This window comes from Bradyrhizobium sp. USDA 4541 (assembly GCF_024171085.1).
GTDB lineage: Bacteria > Pseudomonadota > Alphaproteobacteria > Rhizobiales > Xanthobacteraceae > Bradyrhizobium > Bradyrhizobium australafricanum.
This window is the reverse complement of the sequence record NZ_JALJZF010000001.1, coordinates 2,547,501-2,565,405: the sequence shown is the minus strand read 5'-3', so window position 1 is coordinate 2,565,405 and position 17,905 is coordinate 2,547,501. Positions and strand designations below refer to the sequence as shown.

General features: G+C 64.1%; 17 protein-coding genes and 1 pseudogene (1 of these 18 running past the window's edge). 12 read left to right on the top strand and 6 right to left on the bottom strand.

From position 1 onward, the window contains the following. Window positions 1-86: 86 nt before the first annotated feature. Together J2R80_RS11930 and J2R80_RS11925 are read right to left on the bottom strand one after the other, a co-directional pair. A complete protein-coding gene (locus J2R80_RS11930; protein WP_253588621.1) occupies window positions 87-1,250 on the bottom strand; it encodes an IS4 family transposase in 1,164 nt (387 codons plus the stop codon). Window positions 1,251-1,385: 135 nt separating this feature from the next. Next, window positions 1,386-1,799 carry a DUF3775 domain-containing protein gene (locus tag J2R80_RS11925; RefSeq protein ID WP_057017842.1) on the bottom strand — a complete coding sequence of 138 codons (414 nt, stop codon included), beginning with the start codon at window positions 1,797-1,799 and terminating at the stop codon, window positions 1,386-1,388. A 119-nt stretch (window positions 1,800-1,918) separates the two neighbouring features. Between J2R80_RS11925 and J2R80_RS11920 the strand changes: the two genes are divergently transcribed. The 4 genes from J2R80_RS11920 (at window position 1,919) to J2R80_RS11905 (ending at window position 5,700) form a co-directional block, all read left to right on the top strand. Next, window positions 1,919-2,767 (top strand): MBL fold metallo-hydrolase, encoded by an 849-nt coding sequence (locus J2R80_RS11920; RefSeq protein ID WP_057017843.1) that lies wholly within the window; start codon window positions 1,919-1,921, stop codon window positions 2,765-2,767. Between the two features lie 140 nt (window positions 2,768-2,907). Then, a complete protein-coding gene (locus J2R80_RS11915; protein ID WP_076827518.1) occupies window positions 2,908-3,750 on the top strand; it encodes a fumarylacetoacetate hydrolase family protein in 843 nt (280 codons plus the stop codon). 150 nt (window positions 3,751-3,900) lie between these two features. Beyond that, window positions 3,901-4,515 (top strand): glutathione S-transferase family protein, encoded by a 615-nt coding sequence (locus J2R80_RS11910; protein ID WP_057017844.1) that lies wholly within the window; start codon window positions 3,901-3,903, stop codon window positions 4,513-4,515. Window positions 4,516-4,830: 315 nt separating this feature from the next. After that, complete coding sequence (locus tag J2R80_RS11905; RefSeq protein WP_076827485.1) at window positions 4,831-5,700, top strand: MBL fold metallo-hydrolase; 870 nt, start codon at window positions 4,831-4,833, stop codon at window positions 5,698-5,700. Window positions 5,701-5,930: 230 nt separating this feature from the next. On the opposite strand, the gene J2R80_RS11900 is transcribed toward J2R80_RS11905, so the two are convergent. Beyond that, window positions 5,931-6,473, bottom strand: coding sequence for a methylated-DNA--[protein]-cysteine S-methyltransferase (locus tag J2R80_RS11900; protein ID WP_057017846.1), 543 nt, complete (start codon window positions 6,471-6,473; stop codon window positions 5,931-5,933). A gap of 144 nt (window positions 6,474-6,617) precedes the next feature. Here J2R80_RS11900 and J2R80_RS11895 point away from each other — a divergent pair. Continuing rightward, window positions 6,618-7,303, top strand: a pseudogene (locus J2R80_RS11895) (alpha/beta fold hydrolase). A gap of 169 nt (window positions 7,304-7,472) precedes the next feature. On the opposite strand, the gene J2R80_RS11890 reads toward J2R80_RS11895, so the two are convergent. Further along, window positions 7,473-7,928, bottom strand: a complete 456-nt coding sequence (locus J2R80_RS11890; RefSeq protein ID WP_028341912.1) for a carboxymuconolactone decarboxylase family protein — start codon at window positions 7,926-7,928, stop codon at window positions 7,473-7,475. Window positions 7,929-8,038: 110 nt separating this feature from the next. Between J2R80_RS11890 and J2R80_RS11885 the strand changes: the two genes are divergently transcribed. The 6 genes from J2R80_RS11885 (at window position 8,039) to J2R80_RS11860 (ending at window position 14,844) form a co-directional block, all read left to right on the top strand. Beyond that, entirely contained in the window at window positions 8,039-8,905 is an 867-nt protein-coding gene (locus J2R80_RS11885) for a sigma-70 family RNA polymerase sigma factor (protein ID WP_076827482.1), read from the top strand. 64 nt (window positions 8,906-8,969) lie between these two features. Then, window positions 8,970-10,220, top strand: a complete 1,251-nt coding sequence (locus tag J2R80_RS11880; RefSeq protein WP_076827480.1) for a M20/M25/M40 family metallo-hydrolase — start codon at window positions 8,970-8,972, stop codon at window positions 10,218-10,220. A gap of 247 nt (window positions 10,221-10,467) precedes the next feature. Next, window positions 10,468-11,142: a GntR family transcriptional regulator gene (locus J2R80_RS11875; protein ID WP_141340952.1), complete on the top strand. Its 675-nt coding sequence runs from the start codon at window positions 10,468-10,470 to the stop codon at window positions 11,140-11,142. A gap of 136 nt (window positions 11,143-11,278) precedes the next feature. Next, window positions 11,279-12,079 carry a phytanoyl-CoA dioxygenase family protein gene (locus tag J2R80_RS11870; RefSeq protein WP_050425629.1) on the top strand — a complete coding sequence of 267 codons (801 nt, stop codon included), beginning with the start codon at window positions 11,279-11,281 and terminating at the stop codon, window positions 12,077-12,079. A 132-nt stretch (window positions 12,080-12,211) separates the two neighbouring features. Beyond that, window positions 12,212-13,519 carry an NAD(P)H-dependent oxidoreductase gene (locus J2R80_RS11865; RefSeq protein ID WP_076827516.1) on the top strand — a complete coding sequence of 436 codons (1,308 nt, stop codon included), beginning with the start codon at window positions 12,212-12,214 and terminating at the stop codon, window positions 13,517-13,519. Between the two features lie 161 nt (window positions 13,520-13,680). Then, window positions 13,681-14,844: an IS4 family transposase gene (locus tag J2R80_RS11860; protein ID WP_057015126.1), complete on the top strand. Its 1,164-nt coding sequence runs from the start codon at window positions 13,681-13,683 to the stop codon at window positions 14,842-14,844. Window positions 14,845-15,045: 201 nt separating this feature from the next. Here the strand turns inward: J2R80_RS11860 and J2R80_RS11855 are convergent, their stop codons facing one another. Continuing rightward, window positions 15,046-16,131, bottom strand: coding sequence for an NAD-dependent epimerase/dehydratase family protein (locus J2R80_RS11855; protein ID WP_076827476.1), 1,086 nt, complete (start codon window positions 16,129-16,131; stop codon window positions 15,046-15,048). 308 nt (window positions 16,132-16,439) lie between these two features. On the opposite strand from J2R80_RS11855, the gene J2R80_RS11850 reads away from it, so the two are divergent. After that, window positions 16,440-17,528 carry a TRAP transporter substrate-binding protein gene (locus J2R80_RS11850; protein WP_076827474.1) on the top strand — a complete coding sequence of 363 codons (1,089 nt, stop codon included), beginning with the start codon at window positions 16,440-16,442 and terminating at the stop codon, window positions 17,526-17,528. A 268-nt stretch (window positions 17,529-17,796) separates the two neighbouring features. Here J2R80_RS11850 and J2R80_RS11845 read toward each other — a convergent pair whose 3' ends face one another. After that, window positions 17,797-17,905, bottom strand: the end of a protein-coding gene (locus J2R80_RS11845; RefSeq protein WP_076827472.1) for a hypothetical protein. It continues 527 nt past the right edge of the window; only the last 109 of its 636 coding nucleotides appear in the window; its start codon lies off the right edge, out of view — the gene reads right to left on this strand; it ends in the stop codon at window positions 17,797-17,799.

The window sequence follows — 17,905 nt, the reverse complement described above, 5'->3', positions numbered from 1 at the left end:
AGATTGCGGAGGCCCCCCTCACCCGGAATTCAAGCTACGCTTGAATTCCGACCTCTCCCCGCAAGCGCAGGGGTGTCCGGGGAAATTCAGGCATAGCGGAGCTCCATCTGGTCAGGTGAGATGGTTGATTTCCGACGGCCGGGGTTGATGGGCGGAGGTTTGTCGATGGCAGCGAGGGATCGACGCGTGAGCAGGAGCTGGCCGACGAGTTCGGCGAACCTGAGCGGGAGCATTTTGATGCAGTTGGTGTGAGCGGCGATGCGCAGCAGCAGGTAGGCAATCATCGCAGCGAGCACCTGAAGGCGGATCGCGTTGTCGTTGGCGCCGAGGAACTTGCGAATATCGAGATGCTGCTTGATCCAGCGGAACAGCAGCTCGATTTGCCATCGGCTCTTGTAGAGGGCGGCGATCTCGACGGCGCTACGGGCAAGGTCGTTGGTCAGGAGTGTGATCTTGCCGCCTTTCTCGCGTCTGATCTTGATGCGGCGGAGCGGGATTGGAAGGCGCGAATCGCCCTTGCTGGTGAGCTTCACCTCGTCATCGGCAAGGATTTCGAAGCCATCCCCGTTACGCTTGCGGATGGCGCGATGCCTGAGCGAGCGAAGACGGATGCTCGTCTTCGCCCGGGTAACGAACAAAGCCTTGCTATCATTGATCTTCTGCCACCAGTCGAAACGGCAATAGCCCTTGTCAAACACATAGGTGGTGGCGGGCTGGATTGGGGTCTGTCGGCCGATCTCGATGTCATTGACGTTCGCGGCCGTCATCTCGACGCAGGTCGGGACATCGCTCCTTGGGTCGTAGACGACATGCAGCTTCATGCCGCGGATGCGGCCGTTCCACGTCGCCCAACTGCAGACCTTGCCGAGCGGGATCGGACTGGCGTCGATCAGACGCACCATCTCCATGCCTTCACTCCGCAGCTGGCGACGCGCCATCGCCGACAGCGCCGCAAAGGTTTGCGCGAAAATGCCGATCGGACGGCGGGCATTGGCATCGGACAACGTCGAGCGCGACAGCTTGCCGGTTCCCAAGTGATAGTGATGCTGCGAATTGGCGTTGAAGCCAGTCACCACCCCGCGCAGACTGCTGTTGCCGCTAAGCTGGGCATAGATCAGCGCCACCAGATGATCCCAGCTCCTGAACGACTTGTCGTAGGCATCCCCGTCCAGACGATCCACAACCGTCTGAAACTGCCGTCGATTGATCGGTTCAAGCAGCCTTCCAAAAATGCTACCGCGATATCGCATGCTCGGCCCTCTGTGTCTCGACAACCAGAAAAGACCGATTTGCCTCGGTCCTGCCGAGCATGCACCGCGACACAGTGAATCATTCCCCGGACACCCCTGCCGCAAGCGGGGCGAGGTAAGCAAGGAGCCGCATCCTTAGTGGATCGGCGTGATGCGTTCGTCGCTCGGCCCCAGGCCAAACTCGTCGAGTCCTTCAGCCAGGAGATCGCCGAGCATCGGCTCGCCCAACAGATAGTTGGCGACATGGCCGGTGCGTCCGCGCGCCGCCTCGCGGCGCAGATCGGCCCATTCCTCGATCGTGCCGTCGCCGCGGCCGAGCCGCATCAGGGCGACGAGGTCGACCTGCTCGTCCTCGCTGAGCGCGTTGATGAAGCCGGTGATCTCGCGCGCCACCGGATCGGTGCCGTCATCCTCCAGCACATCGATCATGTCGTCGTCGGCGCCGTTCGAGCCGGAGTCGGGATCGACGAGCCCCTCCTTGACGTCGAATTCCCGCGCCTTCTCGATCAAGAAGCCGACCTTTTCAGGGGAGATTGCGAGTTCCGGCATTGCACACTCCTTCGTCCAACGAGGCGGTAACGCAGGAGGCGCCGACTTGATCCATTGCGTCGGCGTGCGGAAACCCGCATGGTCCGGCAAGAGCAACAAAAAAATAGAGGACACGCCGCATGCACTGGACCGTAGGCAAGGTCAGGATCACGAAAGTCGTCGAGCTCGAGACGGTCGGCAGCACCCGCTTCATCCTGCCGCTGGCCGGCCGGGAAGAGATCCAGAGCCTGCCCTGGCTGATCCCGCATTTCGCCAACGAGGACGGCCGGCTGAAGATGTCGATCCATTCGCTGCTGGTGGAAACGCCGGAGCACCGCATCATCGTCGACACCGGGCTCGGCAACGACAAGCAGGGCCGCAACGTGCCGACCTGGAACAACCGCAGCGATCCGTTCCTGGAAAAACTGACCACAGCCGGATTTGCCCCAGACAGCATCGACACCGTGCTGTGCACGCATCTGCATGTCGACCATGTCGGCTGGAACACCAAGCTCGTCGGCGGCAAATGGGTCCCGACCTTCGCCAAGGCGCGCTACGTGTTCGGCAAGACCGAATACGAGCACTGGCGCGACCATAGCGACGATCCCGCGCATGCCGCCGTGTTCGCCGATTCCGTGAAGCCGATCGCGGATGCCGGCAAGGCCGAACTGGTGCCGAGCGATCACCGGCTGACCGAGGAGATCACGCTGATCCCGACGCCGGGACACAGCCCCGGCCATATGAGCATCCACATCAGGTCCGGCGGCGAGGAAGGCCTCTTGACCGGCGATGTCGCGCATCATCCCTGCCAGATGTACCACCTCGACTGGTCGTCGACCGCGGACTCCGACCAGCAGCAATCGGCCGCGACGCGGCGCGAATTGTTCTCGCGCTTTGCCGATACGTCGACGCTGGTGATCGGCGGGCATTTCAATGCCGGCCACATCAAGCGCGACGGCGACGCGTTCAGGTTTATCGCGCTGGGCTGATTGGACCGAAATGGCCTTGAAATAAGGCTTGGCAGCAATGCAGCGCGCTCAGGGCGGTTGAATTTCCCGGCGCGCTGTTCCATGAAGCGTGTCGAGGTATACCAGTAACAATCCTCAGGACATCGTAGGGAGTGATCAACATGAAGCTTGTTCGTTATGGCGAAAAGGGTGCGGAAAAGCCCGGTCTGATCGACAAATCCGGCCAGCTCCGCGACCTCTCGGCCCATCTGAAGGACCTGACCGGCGATGCCTACACGCCGGAATCGCTGAAGAAGCTTGCTGCCCTCGATCCCGCCTCCCTGCCCGCCGTCGCCGGCAAGCCGCGCTTCGGCGCCCCCGTCACCGGCATCTCCAAATTCGTCGCGATCGGCCTGAATTATTCCGACCACGCCAAGGAAACCGGCAACCCGATCCCGTCCGAGCCGATCTTCTTCCTGAAGGCCAACACCGCGCTGTCCGGTCCCAACGATCCGGTCGAGAAGCCGCGCGGTTCGACCAAGCTCGACTGGGAAGTCGAGATCGCCGCCATCATCGGCACCCGCGCCAAATATGTCTCGGAGGCCGACGCGCTGAACCACGTCGCCGGCTACTGCATCTGCAACGACGTCTCCGAGCGCAACTTCCAGATCGAGCGCCTCGGACAGTGGACCAAGGGCAAGTCGCACGACACGTTCGGCCCGGTCGGCCCGTGGCTCGTCACCAAGGATGAAATCGCCGACGTGCAGAAGCTGTCGATGTGGCTCGACGTCAACGGCCAGCGCCGCCAGACCGGCACGACCTCGACCATGATCTTCACGATGGCGAAGTGCATCTCCTACGTCTCGCAGTTCATGACGCTGCTGCCCGGCGACATCGTCACGACCGGCACCCCGCCCGGCGTCGGCACCGGCATGAAACCGCCGCAATATCTCAACGTCGGCGACGTCGTGACGCTCGGCATCGAAGGCCTCGGCGAGCAGCGCCAGGAAATCGTTGGGGCGTAGTTTTCGGGGATACAGCGCAATCTCTCCCCTCGTCGTCCCGGCTCCCTTGCGCACTAGGCCGGGACGACATCGAGTATGTTGCGTCATCGAGAGTCATACATTCACGGTCTCTCAGGATGACGACTGTGTGTTCGTAAAGAGGTCATCTCCATGAAACTCACCTTCTCTCCCGCCTCCCCGTTCGCCCGCAAGGTGCGCATCGCGGCGATCGAGCTTGGCCTGATCGACAAGATCGAGCTGGTGCCGGCGACCGTCGCGCCCGGCACGGCCAACGACGAATACTCCAAGATCTCGCCGCTGAAGAAACTGCCGGTGCTGATCCTCGACCATGGCGACGTCATCCTCGATTCCTACGTCATCGTCGAATATCTCAACGAGCTCGGCGGCGGCCGGCTGATCCCGGGCTACGGCCCGCGACGCTGGAAGCTGAAGACCGATCACTCCCTGCTCAACGGCATGCTCGATTCCATGCTGCTGTGCCGCTACGAGAAAATGGTGCGGCCGCAGGGCTCGCTGTGGCAGGCCTGGCACGACGATCACTGGAACAGGGCCTGGGCCGGCATGGCGCGGTTCGAGAACCGGCCGGATGTTCTCGATGGCGCGTCGTTCGACATCGCGCAGATCGGCCTCGTCTGCGTGCTCGGCTATGCCGATTTCCGCTTCGCCGATTGCGGCTGGCGCAAGGCCTATCCCAAGCTCGATGCCTTCTACCAGAAAATGCTGGAGCGGCCGTCGGTGAAGATCTCGGCGCCGCCGGCGGCGTAACCACGGCAACAGCGGGGAGCATGTGACGCGCGAATGCCTCCCCGCCTCTCACCTCCCGGCGCAGGTCTTGTGCATCGCCGGCCGGGCTCAACCACGACCGGACAATATCTCGCCGTCATTGTCGCGATCTCTACCTTGTGATGATGGCGGCGGCAGCCCGGTACGGCGAGCCCAAGGAAGGCCTTGCGGCAATGGATATCCTTGCCAACATCATCATTCCCGCCGTGCGCGACGCGCACTAGGGACTTTTTTCGCGTTTTCTTCGCGCGAACCGGACTCCACTTCGCTCGAAAACGCCAACGCCAAGGAAGCACCATGAGCCTGAAGTTTGCCGCCGGCGATCTCACCATTCATCGCATCGTCGAGCAGGAGACGACGTTCCTGCCCGCGCACGACATGCTGCCCGGACTGACGCCGGACGTGCTCGCCGAGAACCGCGGCTGGATGAGAACGGCGGGTGCGCTCGACGACAGCGACACCTTGATCCTGGCGTTCCAGTCCTATGTCGTGAAGACGCCGCACCACACCATCCTGATCGACAGCTGCATCGGCAACGACAAGCCGCGGCCGGCGCGGCCGAAATGGAACATGAAGACCGACGACAACTATCTGCGCAGTCTGGCGTCAGCCGGCTTTTCGGTCGCTGACATCGACTATGTGATGTGCACGCATCTGCATGTCGATCACGTCGGCTGGAACACGCGGCTGGAGAACGGCCGCTGGGTGCCGACCTTTCCAAACGCGCGCTACGTGTTCGACAAGGCCGAGTTCGACTACTGGACCGAGAGCAACGCGAAGGCGGAGGTCCCGCCTTTCGTGGACAGCGTGCTGCCGGTGGTCGAGGCCAAGCGGGCCGAGCTCGTCGGCCATGACTTTGCGATCGGCGACCATGCTCGCATCCTGCCGACGCCCGGCCACACGCCGGGCCACGTCGCCTTCGCCTTCGGCCGCGGCAAGGACGCTGCGGTCTTTTCGGGCGATCTGATGCACTCGCCGATCCAGACGCATTATCCGGAGCTGTCGGCGAAGTTCGATGTCGACCAGGCGCAAGCCGCGAAGACGCGGCGCGGCTTCCTGGAGCGTTATTGCGACACCGACACGCTGTGCTGCCCCGCGCATTTCCCCTCGCCGTCGATTGGCAAGATCAGGCGGAAGGGCAGCGGGTTTGTGTGCGAAACGGTGTGACGTGAGCCAAACTCGCGATAGTCGCACCCTGCCACCCTCCCCTGGAGGGGTCGAGACGAGCGTAGCTCGCTCTCTGGGTGGCTCACATCAGGCGCAGCGCAATGTGAGACGGGGTGGGGTGATCTCTCAACGCGGGCAGCGCCCGTTACGAGAGACCTTCACCCCACCTCGGTTCGCATTTCATGCGAACCGATCCTCCCCTCCAGGGGAGGATAAGAAGAGCGTGCACCTCAATCAAACAAGCTCGGCGTGTGGTTCACGATCGCGCCTTCGATCTGCAGCATCTTCAGCTTGGTGACGACGCCGCCATTGGCCGAGAAGCCGCCCGGCTTGTTGCCCGCCGCCAGCACGCGGTGGCAAGGCACCACGATCGGGCACGGGTTGCGGCCGAGCGCCTGGCCGACATCGCGTGACAGCTCGACCCCGCCGAGCTGCTTGGCGATATCGCCATAGGTTACGGTCTTGCCCGGCGGGATCTTCCGCGCGATGTCGTAGACGCCGCGGTTGAATTCCGGCACGCCGTCGAGATCGAGCACAATGTCGGCAAGGTCGTTCGGCTTGCCGGCGAGCAGCTCGATCATGCCGTCGATCGCGTGCTGCACCTCGGCCGGCGGCGCCGCCTCGGTGACCTCGCCGTTGCGCTGGAAGATCCGCTTGCGGGTCTTCTCCTCGGTGCCCATCGGCAGCTGCACCCCGGTGACGCCGTGCTCGCCCCAGACGACGCCACAGGCGCCGATCATGGTCTCGAAGATTGCAAAATGCTGGCCGGTCATGGCTCGCTCCAGATGTTCCCTTCAGCTCTCGCGTGAGCCTGCTGTTGATCCGGAATCTAGGCTTGGAGAATGTTGCTATCCACCCGAATTCCGTGGGAACTTCGGCCAAATCAACAACATCTCCTGCCTCTCCGCGAGCCCAAAATGCACAGCCTCCACGTCAACGGTTTCGACATGCCCTATCTCGATGTCGGAGAGGGCCCGCCGCTGATCTGCGTGCACGGCTCGCTGTGCGACTTCCGGATCTGGTCGGCGGTGCTCGGCCCGCTGACGCGGCGGCACCGCGTGATCGCGGTCAGCCTGCGGCATTTCTTCCCGGCGCATTGGGACGGCATCGGCGACACCTATTCGATCGCGCAGCGCTGATCCTCGCCGAGCCGGGCGGCGAGCTCGACGAGACCCTCGATCCAGATTTCAAGCCGGGCCCCTCGCCGCTGGCAGCACGCTTCGCGGCATGCGCGGCGGAAATCGCCAAGGGCGATATCGACGGCGGCTTGCAGATCTTCATGGACGCGCTCGAAGGCCCCGGCGCGTGGAAGCGGATTCCGGCAACCTCCAAGCAGCTGCTGCGCGACAATGCGACCACGCTGATCGGCCAGACCCGCGACCAGCGCCCGCCATTTTCGAAGGCGGACGCGGAAGCGATCAAGACACCGACGCTGTTCATCGGCGGCGCCAACACCAAGGGCATGCTGCCGAAGGTGCTGCACGCGCTCGCCGCCAATGTGAAGGGTTCGCGCACCGAGATGATCCCGGGCACTACCCATCCGATGTTCGAACAGGCCCCGCAGCGCTACTGCGAGATCGTGCTGGAGTTTCTCTCCGCGTAAGCGATGCCCCCTCTCCCCTTGTGGGAGAGGGTGGCGCGATGGCGCGCAGCAGCATCGTGCCGGGTGAGGGGTTCTCTCCGCGGAGGCAGACCCCTCACCCGCCACCGATGCGACGCATCGGTGGCGGCCTCTCCCACAAGGGGAGAGGCGAAGTAAGAAAGCTACTCTCTCACACCTTCCAGGCGCCGACCGGCTGGCGCACCGCGACGTTGAGCCGGTTCCAGACGTTGATCGCCGCGATACCCAGCACCAGGGACGCGAGCTGCTGCTCGTCGAAGTGCTTGGCCGCCTCGTCCCACACCGCGTCCGTCACCGGATCCTCGCGGTCGCTGAGCCGGGTCACCGCTTCGGTCAGCGCCAGCGCGGCGCGCTCGGCCTCGGTGAAATACGGCGCGTCGCGCCAGGCACCGACCGCGAACAGCCGCTCGTCGGTCTCGCCGGCACGCCGGGCGAGCTTCGGGTGCATGTCGACGCAGACGCTGCAGCCATTGATCTGGCTGGCGCGCAGATGCACCAGTTCCAGCAGCTTTTCCGGCAATGCCGGCTTGGTGCTCTCGCTCAGCGCCTGCAACGCCTTCATGGCCTCGGGAACAACCATCACCGGATGGTTCATGCGGGCTTTCATCATGTCATTCTCCTGATTTGTCCTTTGACGCCGCTGCGCCGATCTGTTGTCACATCGGCGCAGTTTCGTTCGTCATGGCCATGACGGAGCGGACTAAGGGAATGTGACCGATGGACGAGAAAAATTCTCTCACCGAACAGTTCGAGGCCAACCGGCCGCGCTTGCGCGCCGTGGCCTACCGCATGCTGGGCTCGACCGCCGAGGTCGACGATGCCGTGCAGGAAACCTGGCTGCGGCTCGGCCGCACCGACGCTGCTGCGGTCGACAATCTCGGGGGATGGCTGACCACGGTGATCGCGCGCATCTGTCTCGACATGCTGCGCTCGCGCAAATCGCGCCGCGAGGAGCCGATCGGCCCACAAGTGCCGGAGCCGATCGCGGACAATCCGTCCGAGCGCGAGACCGAGATGGCCGATTCCGTCGGCGCCGCGCTGCTCGTGGTGCTGGAAACGCTGGCGCCGGCCGAGCGGCTGGCTTTCGTGCTGCACGATATGTTCGCGGTGCCGTTCGAGGAGATCGCGCCGATCGTCGGCCGCACGCCGGCCGCCGCGCGGCAGCTCGCCAGCCGTGCCAGGCGTCGCGTGCAGGGTGCGCCACCCGCACCGGATGCCGATCTCATCCGGCAGCGCAGCATCGTCGAGGCCTTTCTTGCCGCATCCCGCAACGGCGATTTCGAAGGGCTGCTGGCCGTGCTGGCGCCCGACGTCGTGGTGCGCGCCGATCAGGCTGCGCAGCGGCTCGGCTCGCTGCCGGTGATCCGCGGCGCCGCAGCGGTGGCCGAAAGCTTCAAGGGACGCGCGCAGGCGGCGAGGCCCGCGCTGGTCGACGGCGGGATCGGCGTTGCCGTCATCTTCGGCGGCGCGCTGCGCATCGTGCTGCGGGTCACGATCTCAGGCGACCGGATCGCGGCGATCGATGCGACCGCCGACGCCTCGGAGATCGAGACCTTCGATGTCGAGGTGCTCGAGCGCAGCTGACACAGCTGGAGGCAGCCAAGTCGCAATGCTAGTGTCTCCCTGCATCTGCGCAGGGAGGACAATCATGAAACTGTCCATCAAATTGCTCGCGTCGGCCGGCCTGCTCGCCCTTGCCTCCTCCTCCGCCCTTGCCGCCGCAGACGAGAAGCTGCGTGCGGCCGCCGAGCAGGCCCAGCCGGCCGTGATCGAGAGCCTGCACGACATGGTGCTGATCGAATCGGGCTCCAGCGATGTCGAAGACCTGAAGAAGATGGCCGACTACACCGAGGCACGGCTGAAGGCGCTCGGCGCCAAGACCGAGCGGCGCAAGACCACGAAGGGCGCCGGCGCCGACATGGTGATCGGCAGCTTTGAGGGCACCGGCACGAAGAAGCTGATGCTGATCGCGCATATGGACACGGTGTACGAGCACGGCATCCTCGACACCCAGCCTTACAAGATCGACGGCACCAGGATCTATGGACCCGGCATTGCCGACGACAAGGGCGGCATCGCCGTCATCCTGCATGCGCTCAAGATCCTGAACGATGCGGGCTGGCGCGATTACGCCAAGCTCACGGTGTCGTTCAATCCGGATGAGGAGGTCGGCTCGATCGGCTCCGGCGAGATCATCGCAGAGCTCGCCGACCAGCACGACGTGGTGCTGTCCTGCGAGCCGACGGTGGCGCCGCCGGTCGCGAAAAATGAAAGCCTGCTGCTCGGCGCCAGCGGCACCGCCACCGGCACGATCGATGTGAAAGGCAAGGCCTCGCATGCCGGCGCGGCGCCGCAGCTCGGCCGCAACGCGCTGATCGAGCTCGCGCATCAATTGCTGCAGACCCAGGACATCGCGAAATCGATTCCGGGCACGCAGCTGAACTGGACCACCGCGAAGGCCGGCACTGTGCGCAACCAGATCCCCGATCATGCCACCGCCGGCGCCGACATCCGCCTCACCATTCCCGACGGCGTGCAAAAGCTGCAGGCCGCGCTCGACGAGAAGGTGAAGAACAGACTGATCGCGGACACCGAGGTGACCGTGAAGGTCGTCGCGGGCCGTCCGCCGTTCGTCGCCGATGATCGCGGCCGCGCGCTCGCCAGGCAGGGACAGGCGATCTACACCGAGCTCGGGCGCACGCTCGACATCGCGGAAATGACCGGCGGCGCGACCGACGCCGGCTACGCCGCGCGCAGCGGCAAGGCGGTCGTGGTCGAAAGCTTCGGCCTCGCCGGCTGGGGCTATCACGCCCGCGACGAATACATCGACACCAATTCGATCGTGCCGCGGCTCTATCTGATGACGCGAATACTGATGGAGCTGAGCAAGGCGAAGTAGCGTTTCCGAAAAACTCGTCATGCCCGGGCTTGTCCCGGGCATCCGCGTCTCTGGTCCCACATAAAAAAAGACGCGGACGGCCGGCCATCACGACGTTGGGACGGCTGTCGCAGCGCGGCCCGGTCAAAAACCGGCCCATTCTCAATCGCTTAGCGTGGTCGCAAACCGAAGCCTTGACCGCTCCCCCAACCCACAGTAACCTCATTCTCGAACACAGAATTCCGTATTCCAAAGCTGGACGGTCGGTATGATCCCGTTGGACCCGCTTCCAAACCTCATCGACCAGGTTTACGGGCGATTGCTCGAAGCGATCATCGACCGCACGCTGCTGCCTGGCCAGCGCATCACCCAGAACGAACTTGCCGATCGGCTCGGCGTCTCGCGCCAGCCGATTTCGCACGCCCTGCATCTGTTGCATCGCCAGGGCCTTGTCGCGGAGAGCGGCAAACGCGGCTTCGAGGTGACGCAGCTCGATCCGCAGCGCATCCGCGAACTCTATGAAGTCCGCGGCGCCATCGATGCGCTGGCGGCACGGCTTGCCGCTACGCGTGTAAAGGAAGATGCCGCGGCACGCGCGCAACTCGAAGCCGCGCTCGAAGCCGGACGCGCGATCGACGACGGCACGCCGCTGGCGCGCCTGATCGCACTCGACGTCGATTTCCACAGCGCGATCTATCGCCTCGCCGGCAATTCCGCGATCGAGGAGATGATCGCGCCGCAATGGCCGCATATGCGCCGCTCGATGGCGACCGTGCTCGCCGAGCTCGATTACCGCGGCAGCGCCTGGATCGAGCACGAGACCATCGCCGCGCATGTTTTTTCCGGCAATGCCGCAGCGGCAGAAGCCGCGGCGCTGGCGCATGCGCAGACGGCAGGACGGATGACCGAGGAGAAGCTGAGGGCAATCGACGTGGCGGCGTGACGTTCACGCCGTCGTTCCGGGGCAGTGCGGAGCACCGAACCACAGATGCGCAATTGCGCATCGGGGAACCTCGAGATTCCGGGTTCGATGCTCACGCATCGCCCCGGAATGACAATAACAACAGGAGGAAAGCACCATGAAACTGACCCAAGAGCAGGTCGAATTTTTCCATCGCGAAGGCTGGCTGTTCCTGCCCGAGCTGTTCAGCCAGGAAGAGGTCGACTTCCTCGCGCGCGAAGCAGTCTCGATCTATGACGCCAACCGCCCCGAGGTGTGGCGCGAGAAGAGCGGCGCGCCGCGCACGGCCTTCGCCGCGCATCTCTACAATGAGGCGTTCGGCACCCTCGGCGCGCATCCGCGCATGATCGACCCCATCGAGCAGCTGTTCGGTGAGAAGGTCTACATGCATCAGTTCAAGATCAACGCGAAGGCGGCCTTCACCGGCGACGTCTGGCAGTGGCACCAGGACTATGGCACCTGGAAGCGCGATGACGGCATGCCGGAGCCGCGCGCGATGAACATCGCGATCTTCCTCGACGAGGTGATGCCGATCAACGGCCCCTTGATGCTGGTGCCGCAGAGCCAGACCGCGGGCGATCTGAAAGCCTCGCACGATCTCGAAACCACATCCTATCCGCTGTGGACGCTGGACGAGGAAACCGTGACCCGCCTCGTGAAGCAGGGCGGCATCGTCGCGCCGACCGGCAAGCCCGGCGGCATGCTGATGTTCCACGGCAATCTGGTGCACGGATCGAGCGGCAACATCACTCCCTACCCGCGCAAGATCGTCTACCTGACGCTGAACGCGGTCTCGAATTACATCCGCACCCCGACGCGGCCCGACTACATCGCGCACCGCGACTTCACGCCGATCCAGACCGTCGCCGACGACGCGCTGCTGCGGCTCGCTCGTGCACCGCGGCAGGCGGCGGAGTAAAGTCTTCGACCGTCATTCCGGGGCGGTGCGTTAGCGTCGAACCGCAGATGCGCAGTTGCGCATCGGGGAATCTCGAGGTTCCGGGTTCGCGTTTCACGCGCCCCGGAACGACCCTTTTGTTTGGAAAGCATCATGAACCTGCATCACCTCCTCAAAACCCGCGCCGCCGCCGGCAAGCCGGTGCGCGTCGTCCTGATCGGCGCCGGAAAATTCGGCTCGATGTTCCTGTCGCAGGTGCCGCACACGCCGGGGCTTGAGGTGCCCGTGATCGTCGATCTCGACCGTGACCGGGCCCGCGAGGCGTGCCGCACGGTCGGCTGGGACGACGCGCGGATCAGCGCCACCACCTTCACCGACGACGGCGCGCGTGCGATCGCCGGCGGCGCATTCGATGTCGTGGTGGAAGCGACCGGCAATCCCGCCGTCGGCATCCGCCATGCCCGCGCGGCGATTGCCGCCGGCAAGCATGTCGTGATGGTCAATGTCGAGGCCGATGTGCTGGCGGGGCCGCTGCTCGCCGAGGAGGCACGGAAGGCCGGCGTGGTCTATTCGCTGGCCTATGGCGACCAGCCGGCGCTGACAGCCGAGATGGTCGACTGGGCCCGCGCGACAGGCTTCCGCGTCGTCGCCGCCGGCAAGGGCACAAAGTACCTGCCGGCCTATCACGACGTCACGCCGGACGGTGTGTGGCAGCATTACGGGCTCACCGCCGGCGAGGCGCAATCCGCCGGCATGAATCCGCAGATGTTCAACTCCTTCCTCGACGGCACCAAATCCGCGATCGAGATGGCGGCGATCGCCAACGCCTGCACCCTCGACGTGCCGTCGGAGGGATTGCTGTTTCCGCCCTGCGGCGTCGACGACCTGCCGCATGTGATGCGGCCGCGCGACAAGGGCGGCGTGCTGGAGAAATCCGGCATCGTCGAAGTGGTGTCGTCGCTGGAGCGCGACGGCCGTCCGGTGTTCCGCGATCTGCGCTGGGGCGTCTATGTGGTGCTGGAGGCGCCCAACGATTATGCCGCCGATTGCTTCAAGCAGTACGGCCTCAAGACCGACGCCTCCGGCCGCTATGCGGCGATGTACAAGCCGTATCATCTGATCGGACTCGAGCTGAACATCTCCGTGCTGTCGGCAGCGCTGCGCAACGAGCCGACCGGGCAGCCGCGCGGCTTCCGCGGCGACGTCGCAGCGGTGGCCAAGCGCAATCTGCGCGCCGGCGAGACGCTCGACGGCGAAGGCGGCTACACCGTGTGGGGCAAGCTGATGCCGGCCGCCGCCAGCCTCGCCGCCGGCGCATTGCCGATCGGGCTTGCCCATCGGGTGAAGCTGAAGAGCGACGTCGCCCATGGCGCTGTCGTGCGCTGGAGCGATGTCGAGGTCGACGAGAGCAACGATACGATCAAGACGCGCAAGGCGATGGAGCAGGCGTTTTCGCGGTAACGTCTTCGGTCGCTCCGCTCGCCGAAAGAGCGAGTGTGCCCTTCACCTCTCCCCGCTCTTTGCAGGGGTGTCCGGGGAATGATTCACTGTGTCGCGGTGCATGCTCGGCAGGACCGAGGCAAATCGGTCTTTTCTGGTTGTCGAGACACAGAGGGCCGAGCATGCGATATCGCGGTAGCATTTTTGGAAGGCTGCTTGAACCGATCAATCGACGGCAGTTTCAGACGGTTGTGGATCGTCTGGACGGGGATGCCTACGACAAGTCGTTCAGGAGCTGGGATCATCTGGTGGCGCTGATCTATGCCCAGCTTAGCGGCAACAGCAGTCTGCGCGGGGTGGTGACTGGCTTCAACGCCAATTCGCAGCATCACTATCACTTGGGAACCGGCAAGCTGTCGCGCTCGACGTTGTCCGATGCCAATGCCCGCCGTCCGATCGGCATTTTCGCGCAAACCTTTGCGGCGCTGTCGGCGATGGCGCGTCGCCAGCTGCGGAGTGAAGGCATGGAGATGGTGCGTCTGATCGACGCCAGTCCGATCCCGCTCGGCAAGGTCTGCAGTTGGGCGACGTGGAACGGCCGCATCCGCGGCATGAAGCTGCATGTCGTCTACGACCCAAGGAGCGATGTCCCGACCTGCGTCGAGATGACGGCCGCGAACGTCAATGACATCGAGATCGGCCGACAGACCCCAATCCAGCCCGCCACCACCTATGTGTTTGACAAGGGCTATTGCCGTTTCGACTGGTGGCAGAAGATCAATGATAGCAAGGCTTTCTTCGTTACCCGGGCGAAGACGAGCATCCGTCTTCGCTCGCTCAGGCATCGCGCCATCCGCAAGCGTAACGGGGATGGCTTCGAAATCCTTGCCGATGACGAGGTGAAGCTCACCAGCAAGGGCGATTCGCGCCTTCCAATCCCGCTCCGCCGCATCAAGATCAGACGCGAGAAAGGCGGCAAGATCACACTCCTGACCAACGACCTTGCCCGTAGCGCCGTCGAGATCGCCGCCCTCTACAAGAGCCGATGGCAAATCGAGCTGCTGTTCCGCTGGATCAAGCAGCATCTCGATATTCGCAAGTTCCTCGGCGCCAACGACAACGCGATCCGCCTTCAGGTGCTCGCTGCGATGATTGCCTACCTGCTGCTGCGCATCGCCGCTCACACCAACTGCATCAAAATGCTCCCGCTCAGGTTCGCCGAACTCGTCGGCCAGCTCCTGCTCACGCGTCGATCCCTCGCTGCCATCGACAAACCTCCGCCCATCAACCCCAGCCGTCGGAAATCAACCATCTCACCTGACCAGATGGAGCTCCGCTATGCCTGAATTTCCCCGGACACCCCTGCGCTCTTTGCGGGGAGAGGTCGGATCGCCCCGGCGATGCGAAGCATCGTCCGGTGTGATCCGGGTGAGGGGCGAGGCAAACTGCTCAACAAGCGGCGAAGTGCTCGCCGGATGGATGCCCCTCACCCCAACCCTCTCCCCGTAAGAACGGGGAGAGGGAGAAGATGGAGCGCGGCTCAATGACTACGGCAGCAGCCGGCTCGCCTTCGCCAGCCTGAACCACTTCCGGAACATGGCTTCCGTATCCATCATCTCGGTGAAGCCGGCCTGGTTGATCTTCACCGTCGAGACGATCGACGGCGGACCAGCTTCAGTCTGTCCGTAGCGCATGCTGTAATCGGCATATTGGAAGGACAGGCCGACGAACTCCTCCAGCCCGGGCGCGATCAGATCGTGCGTCCTGCGCAATTCGTCCCACGGCGCGATCCATTTCGGATACTCCTGCGCCAGCGACAGCGGCACGTGCCGGCCCGGCGTCATCTCGAGCGCGTCCGAGACCGCCGGCCAGATATTTTGCCAGGTGAAGACGTCGCCATTGGTGACGTTGAACGCTTCATTGCGCGCAGCCTCGGCGTCACCCGACCAGGCGATCGCGCGTGCCAGCAGATCGACATCGACCGCTTGCGCGACGCGCGGCGCGCCGCCCGGATAATCCAGCGGCCTGCCCTGCGCGCGCAGCACCGCCGCGTAGACGCCGAGCGGCGGGATCAGGTCCATCGCGCCGCCCATGGCTTCGCCGATGATCAGGACCGGGCGCAAGATGCTCCAGTGCCAGCTCTTGCCCCGCTGCAGCTCGCGCAGGAAATTCTCCTGCGCCCAATAGAAATTCGGCTGCTCGTACATCTCCGAACGGCCCTCGCGTGCCGGCACCGTGAGCGGCCGGACATGCACGCCATAGGCCTTGGTGCCCTGCAGCAGCGCGACATGCTTGAGATCGGGCGCGACGGGTTCGAGCACGCCCATCAAATTGCGCAGCATCCGGTCGTTGGTTTCGATCTGGCCGGCATCGCGCCAGCCATCAACCAGGCTGGGCGCCTCATAGAGCGCGGCGTAGATCAGGTGCGTTGCGCCGCCGAGCTCCGCCGCGGCGCGACGGCAATCCTCCGCGCTGGTGAGATCGATTCGCACATGCCGCGCGCCATAGAGATCGCGTGGCAAGCGGCGCGACAGCGCAATGCGCTCGCAATCGTCGGATGCGCCGAAGTGTCGCAAGGCGGCGTTGCCCACGAGGCCGGTTGCGCCGGTAACCACGATCTTCTTGTTGGCCATGTCCTTGAACTCCCATCAACCCACCCGCCCTGCGTAGCAGATCGCGGCAGGGCCGGCAGCCATCGCGGCGGGTATCGGATGAGACCGACAGCGCCGATTGCCCTTCGCACCTGCAACGAAGGCAGGCGCTTGATTTCCTCCGGCAAACGATCATCCTGACCGGCGGAACCGGAAACTCGGATTTCCACAACAAGAGCCCGTCGAGGGCCACCGGACACATTCATCACAGAACGTCGATCGATCGGCGAAGAAAGACGGCACCAAGATCGTTCCCCTTGTCGAGGCATCGGCACACAGGAGGGATACGCATGAAACGTCGTGAATTCTTGAAGGCAGGCGGCGTCGGGCTGGCTGCGACGGCGGTCGCCGCGCCCGCGGTCGCGCAATCGATGCCGGAGGTCAGGTGGCGGCTCGCGGCGAGCTGGCCGAAGGCGCTCGATACGCTCTATGGCGGGTGTGAATTCTTCTGCAAGCGCGTCGCCGAGATCACCGACAACCGCTTCCAGATCCAGCCGTTCGCCGCCGGCGAGATCGTCCCCGGCCTGCAGGTGCTGGACGCCGTCTCCAACGGCACGGTCGAGATGGGCAACACCGCGCTGTATTATTACTGGGGCAAGAATCCCGCCTTCACCTTCGGCACGTCGCTGCCGTTCGGCCTCAACACGCGCCAGCACATTTCCTGGCTGCAATGGGGCGGCGGCACCGACCTGCTCAACAATCTGCTCGCAGAATTCAACTGCATCGGCATTCCGACCGGCTCGACCGGCGCCCAGATGGGCGGCTGGTTCAGGAAGGAGATCAAGTCGATGGCGGATTTCCAGGGCTTGAAATTCCGGGTCGGCGGCTTCGCCGGCACCATCATCGCCAAGGTCGGCGGGGTGCCGCAGCAGATCGCCGGCGGCGACATCTATCCGGCGCTGGAAAAAGGCACCATCGACGCCGCTGAATGGGTCGGGCCGTATGACGACGAGAAGCTCGGCTTCGTCAAGGTCGCGAAGTTCTACTACTACCCCGGCTGGTGGGAAGGTACCGGCCAGGGCCACAATGTGATGAACAAGGACAAGTGGAACGCGCTGCCGAAGCACTATCAGGCCGCGATCCAGGCCGCCTCCGAGGACACCTTCACCTGGGTGACCGGCAAATATGATGCGGTCAACCCGCCGGCGCTGAAGCGCCTGATCGTGGCCGGCGCGCAGTTGCGGCCATTCCCGCAGGAGGTGCTGGAAGCCTGCTACAACGCGGCCAACGAGATCTACGCGGATCTTTCCAAGAGCAATCCGCATTTCGGCAGGATGCATGCGAGCCTGGCCGCTTATCGCAACGAATCGCTGGCCTGGATGCAGGTCGCCGAGCTCTCGTTCGACAGCTTCATGATGCGGATGCGCACGCGCACCTGAACCGGACGATGGCTTTACACTGCCGTCATTGCGAGGAGCGATAGCGACGAAGCAATCCATTTCTCCGCTTGCGATGAGATGGATTGCTTCGCGGAGCCTGTCATCGGGCGCGCGTTCGCGCGACCCGTTGGCTCGCAATGACGGGGCTGGAGCAGCGCTTATTATTTCGGTCATCTTGAGCCGGGCGCGTTCCGAGACAATAAAAAAGGCCCCGGAGAATGTCTCCGGGGCTCTCTTCCTGATTCGATTCCTGATTCGATGCGACGCATTAATTGTCGTCGCTGCCGCCGAACTCTTCCATCAGCTTGTCGTAGCTCTTGGTCACGAGATCGATGTTGCCCTTGTTCTCGACCGCAGGCGGCGGCGACTTCAGGGCG

What these genes read in the sequence shown, in the direction of transcription:
- J2R80_RS11900 (WP_057017846.1), bottom strand. Translation starts at nt 6,473, where the DNA reads ATGACCGGCCAGCATTTTGCAATCTTCGAGACCATGATCGGCGCCTGT.
- J2R80_RS11890 (WP_028341912.1), bottom strand. Translation starts at nt 7,928, where the DNA reads ATGAAAGCCCGCATGAACCATCCGGTGATGGTTGTTCCCGAGGCCATG.
- J2R80_RS11925 (WP_057017842.1), bottom strand. Translation starts at nt 1,799, where the DNA reads ATGCCGGAACTCGCAATCTCCCCTGAAAAGGTCGGCTTCTTGATCGAG.
- J2R80_RS11855 (WP_076827476.1), bottom strand. Translation starts at nt 16,131, where the DNA reads ATGGCCAACAAGAAGATCGTGGTTACCGGCGCAACCGGCCTCGTGGGC.
- J2R80_RS11865 (WP_076827516.1), top strand. Translation starts at nt 12,212, where the DNA reads ATGAACCTGCATCACCTCCTCAAAACCCGCGCCGCCGCCGGCAAGCCG.
- J2R80_RS11885 (WP_076827482.1), top strand. Translation starts at nt 8,039, where the DNA reads ATGGACGAGAAAAATTCTCTCACCGAACAGTTCGAGGCCAACCGGCCG.
- J2R80_RS11915 (WP_076827518.1), top strand. Translation starts at nt 2,908, where the DNA reads ATGAAGCTTGTTCGTTATGGCGAAAAGGGTGCGGAAAAGCCCGGTCTG.
- J2R80_RS11875 (WP_141340952.1), top strand. Translation starts at nt 10,468, where the DNA reads ATGATCCCGTTGGACCCGCTTCCAAACCTCATCGACCAGGTTTACGGG.
- J2R80_RS11870 (WP_050425629.1), top strand. Translation starts at nt 11,279, where the DNA reads ATGAAACTGACCCAAGAGCAGGTCGAATTTTTCCATCGCGAAGGCTGG.
- J2R80_RS11880 (WP_076827480.1), top strand. Translation starts at nt 8,970, where the DNA reads ATGAAACTGTCCATCAAATTGCTCGCGTCGGCCGGCCTGCTCGCCCTT.
- J2R80_RS11905 (WP_076827485.1), top strand. Translation starts at nt 4,831, where the DNA reads ATGAGCCTGAAGTTTGCCGCCGGCGATCTCACCATTCATCGCATCGTC.
- J2R80_RS11850 (WP_076827474.1), top strand. Translation starts at nt 16,440, where the DNA reads ATGAAACGTCGTGAATTCTTGAAGGCAGGCGGCGTCGGGCTGGCTGCG.
- J2R80_RS11860 (WP_057015126.1), top strand. Translation starts at nt 13,681, where the DNA reads ATGCGATATCGCGGTAGCATTTTTGGAAGGCTGCTTGAACCGATCAAT.
- J2R80_RS11930 (WP_253588621.1), bottom strand. Translation starts at nt 1,250, where the DNA reads ATGCGATATCGCGGTAGCATTTTTGGAAGGCTGCTTGAACCGATCAAT.
- J2R80_RS11920 (WP_057017843.1), top strand. Translation starts at nt 1,919, where the DNA reads ATGCACTGGACCGTAGGCAAGGTCAGGATCACGAAAGTCGTCGAGCTC.
- J2R80_RS11910 (WP_057017844.1), top strand. Translation starts at nt 3,901, where the DNA reads ATGAAACTCACCTTCTCTCCCGCCTCCCCGTTCGCCCGCAAGGTGCGC.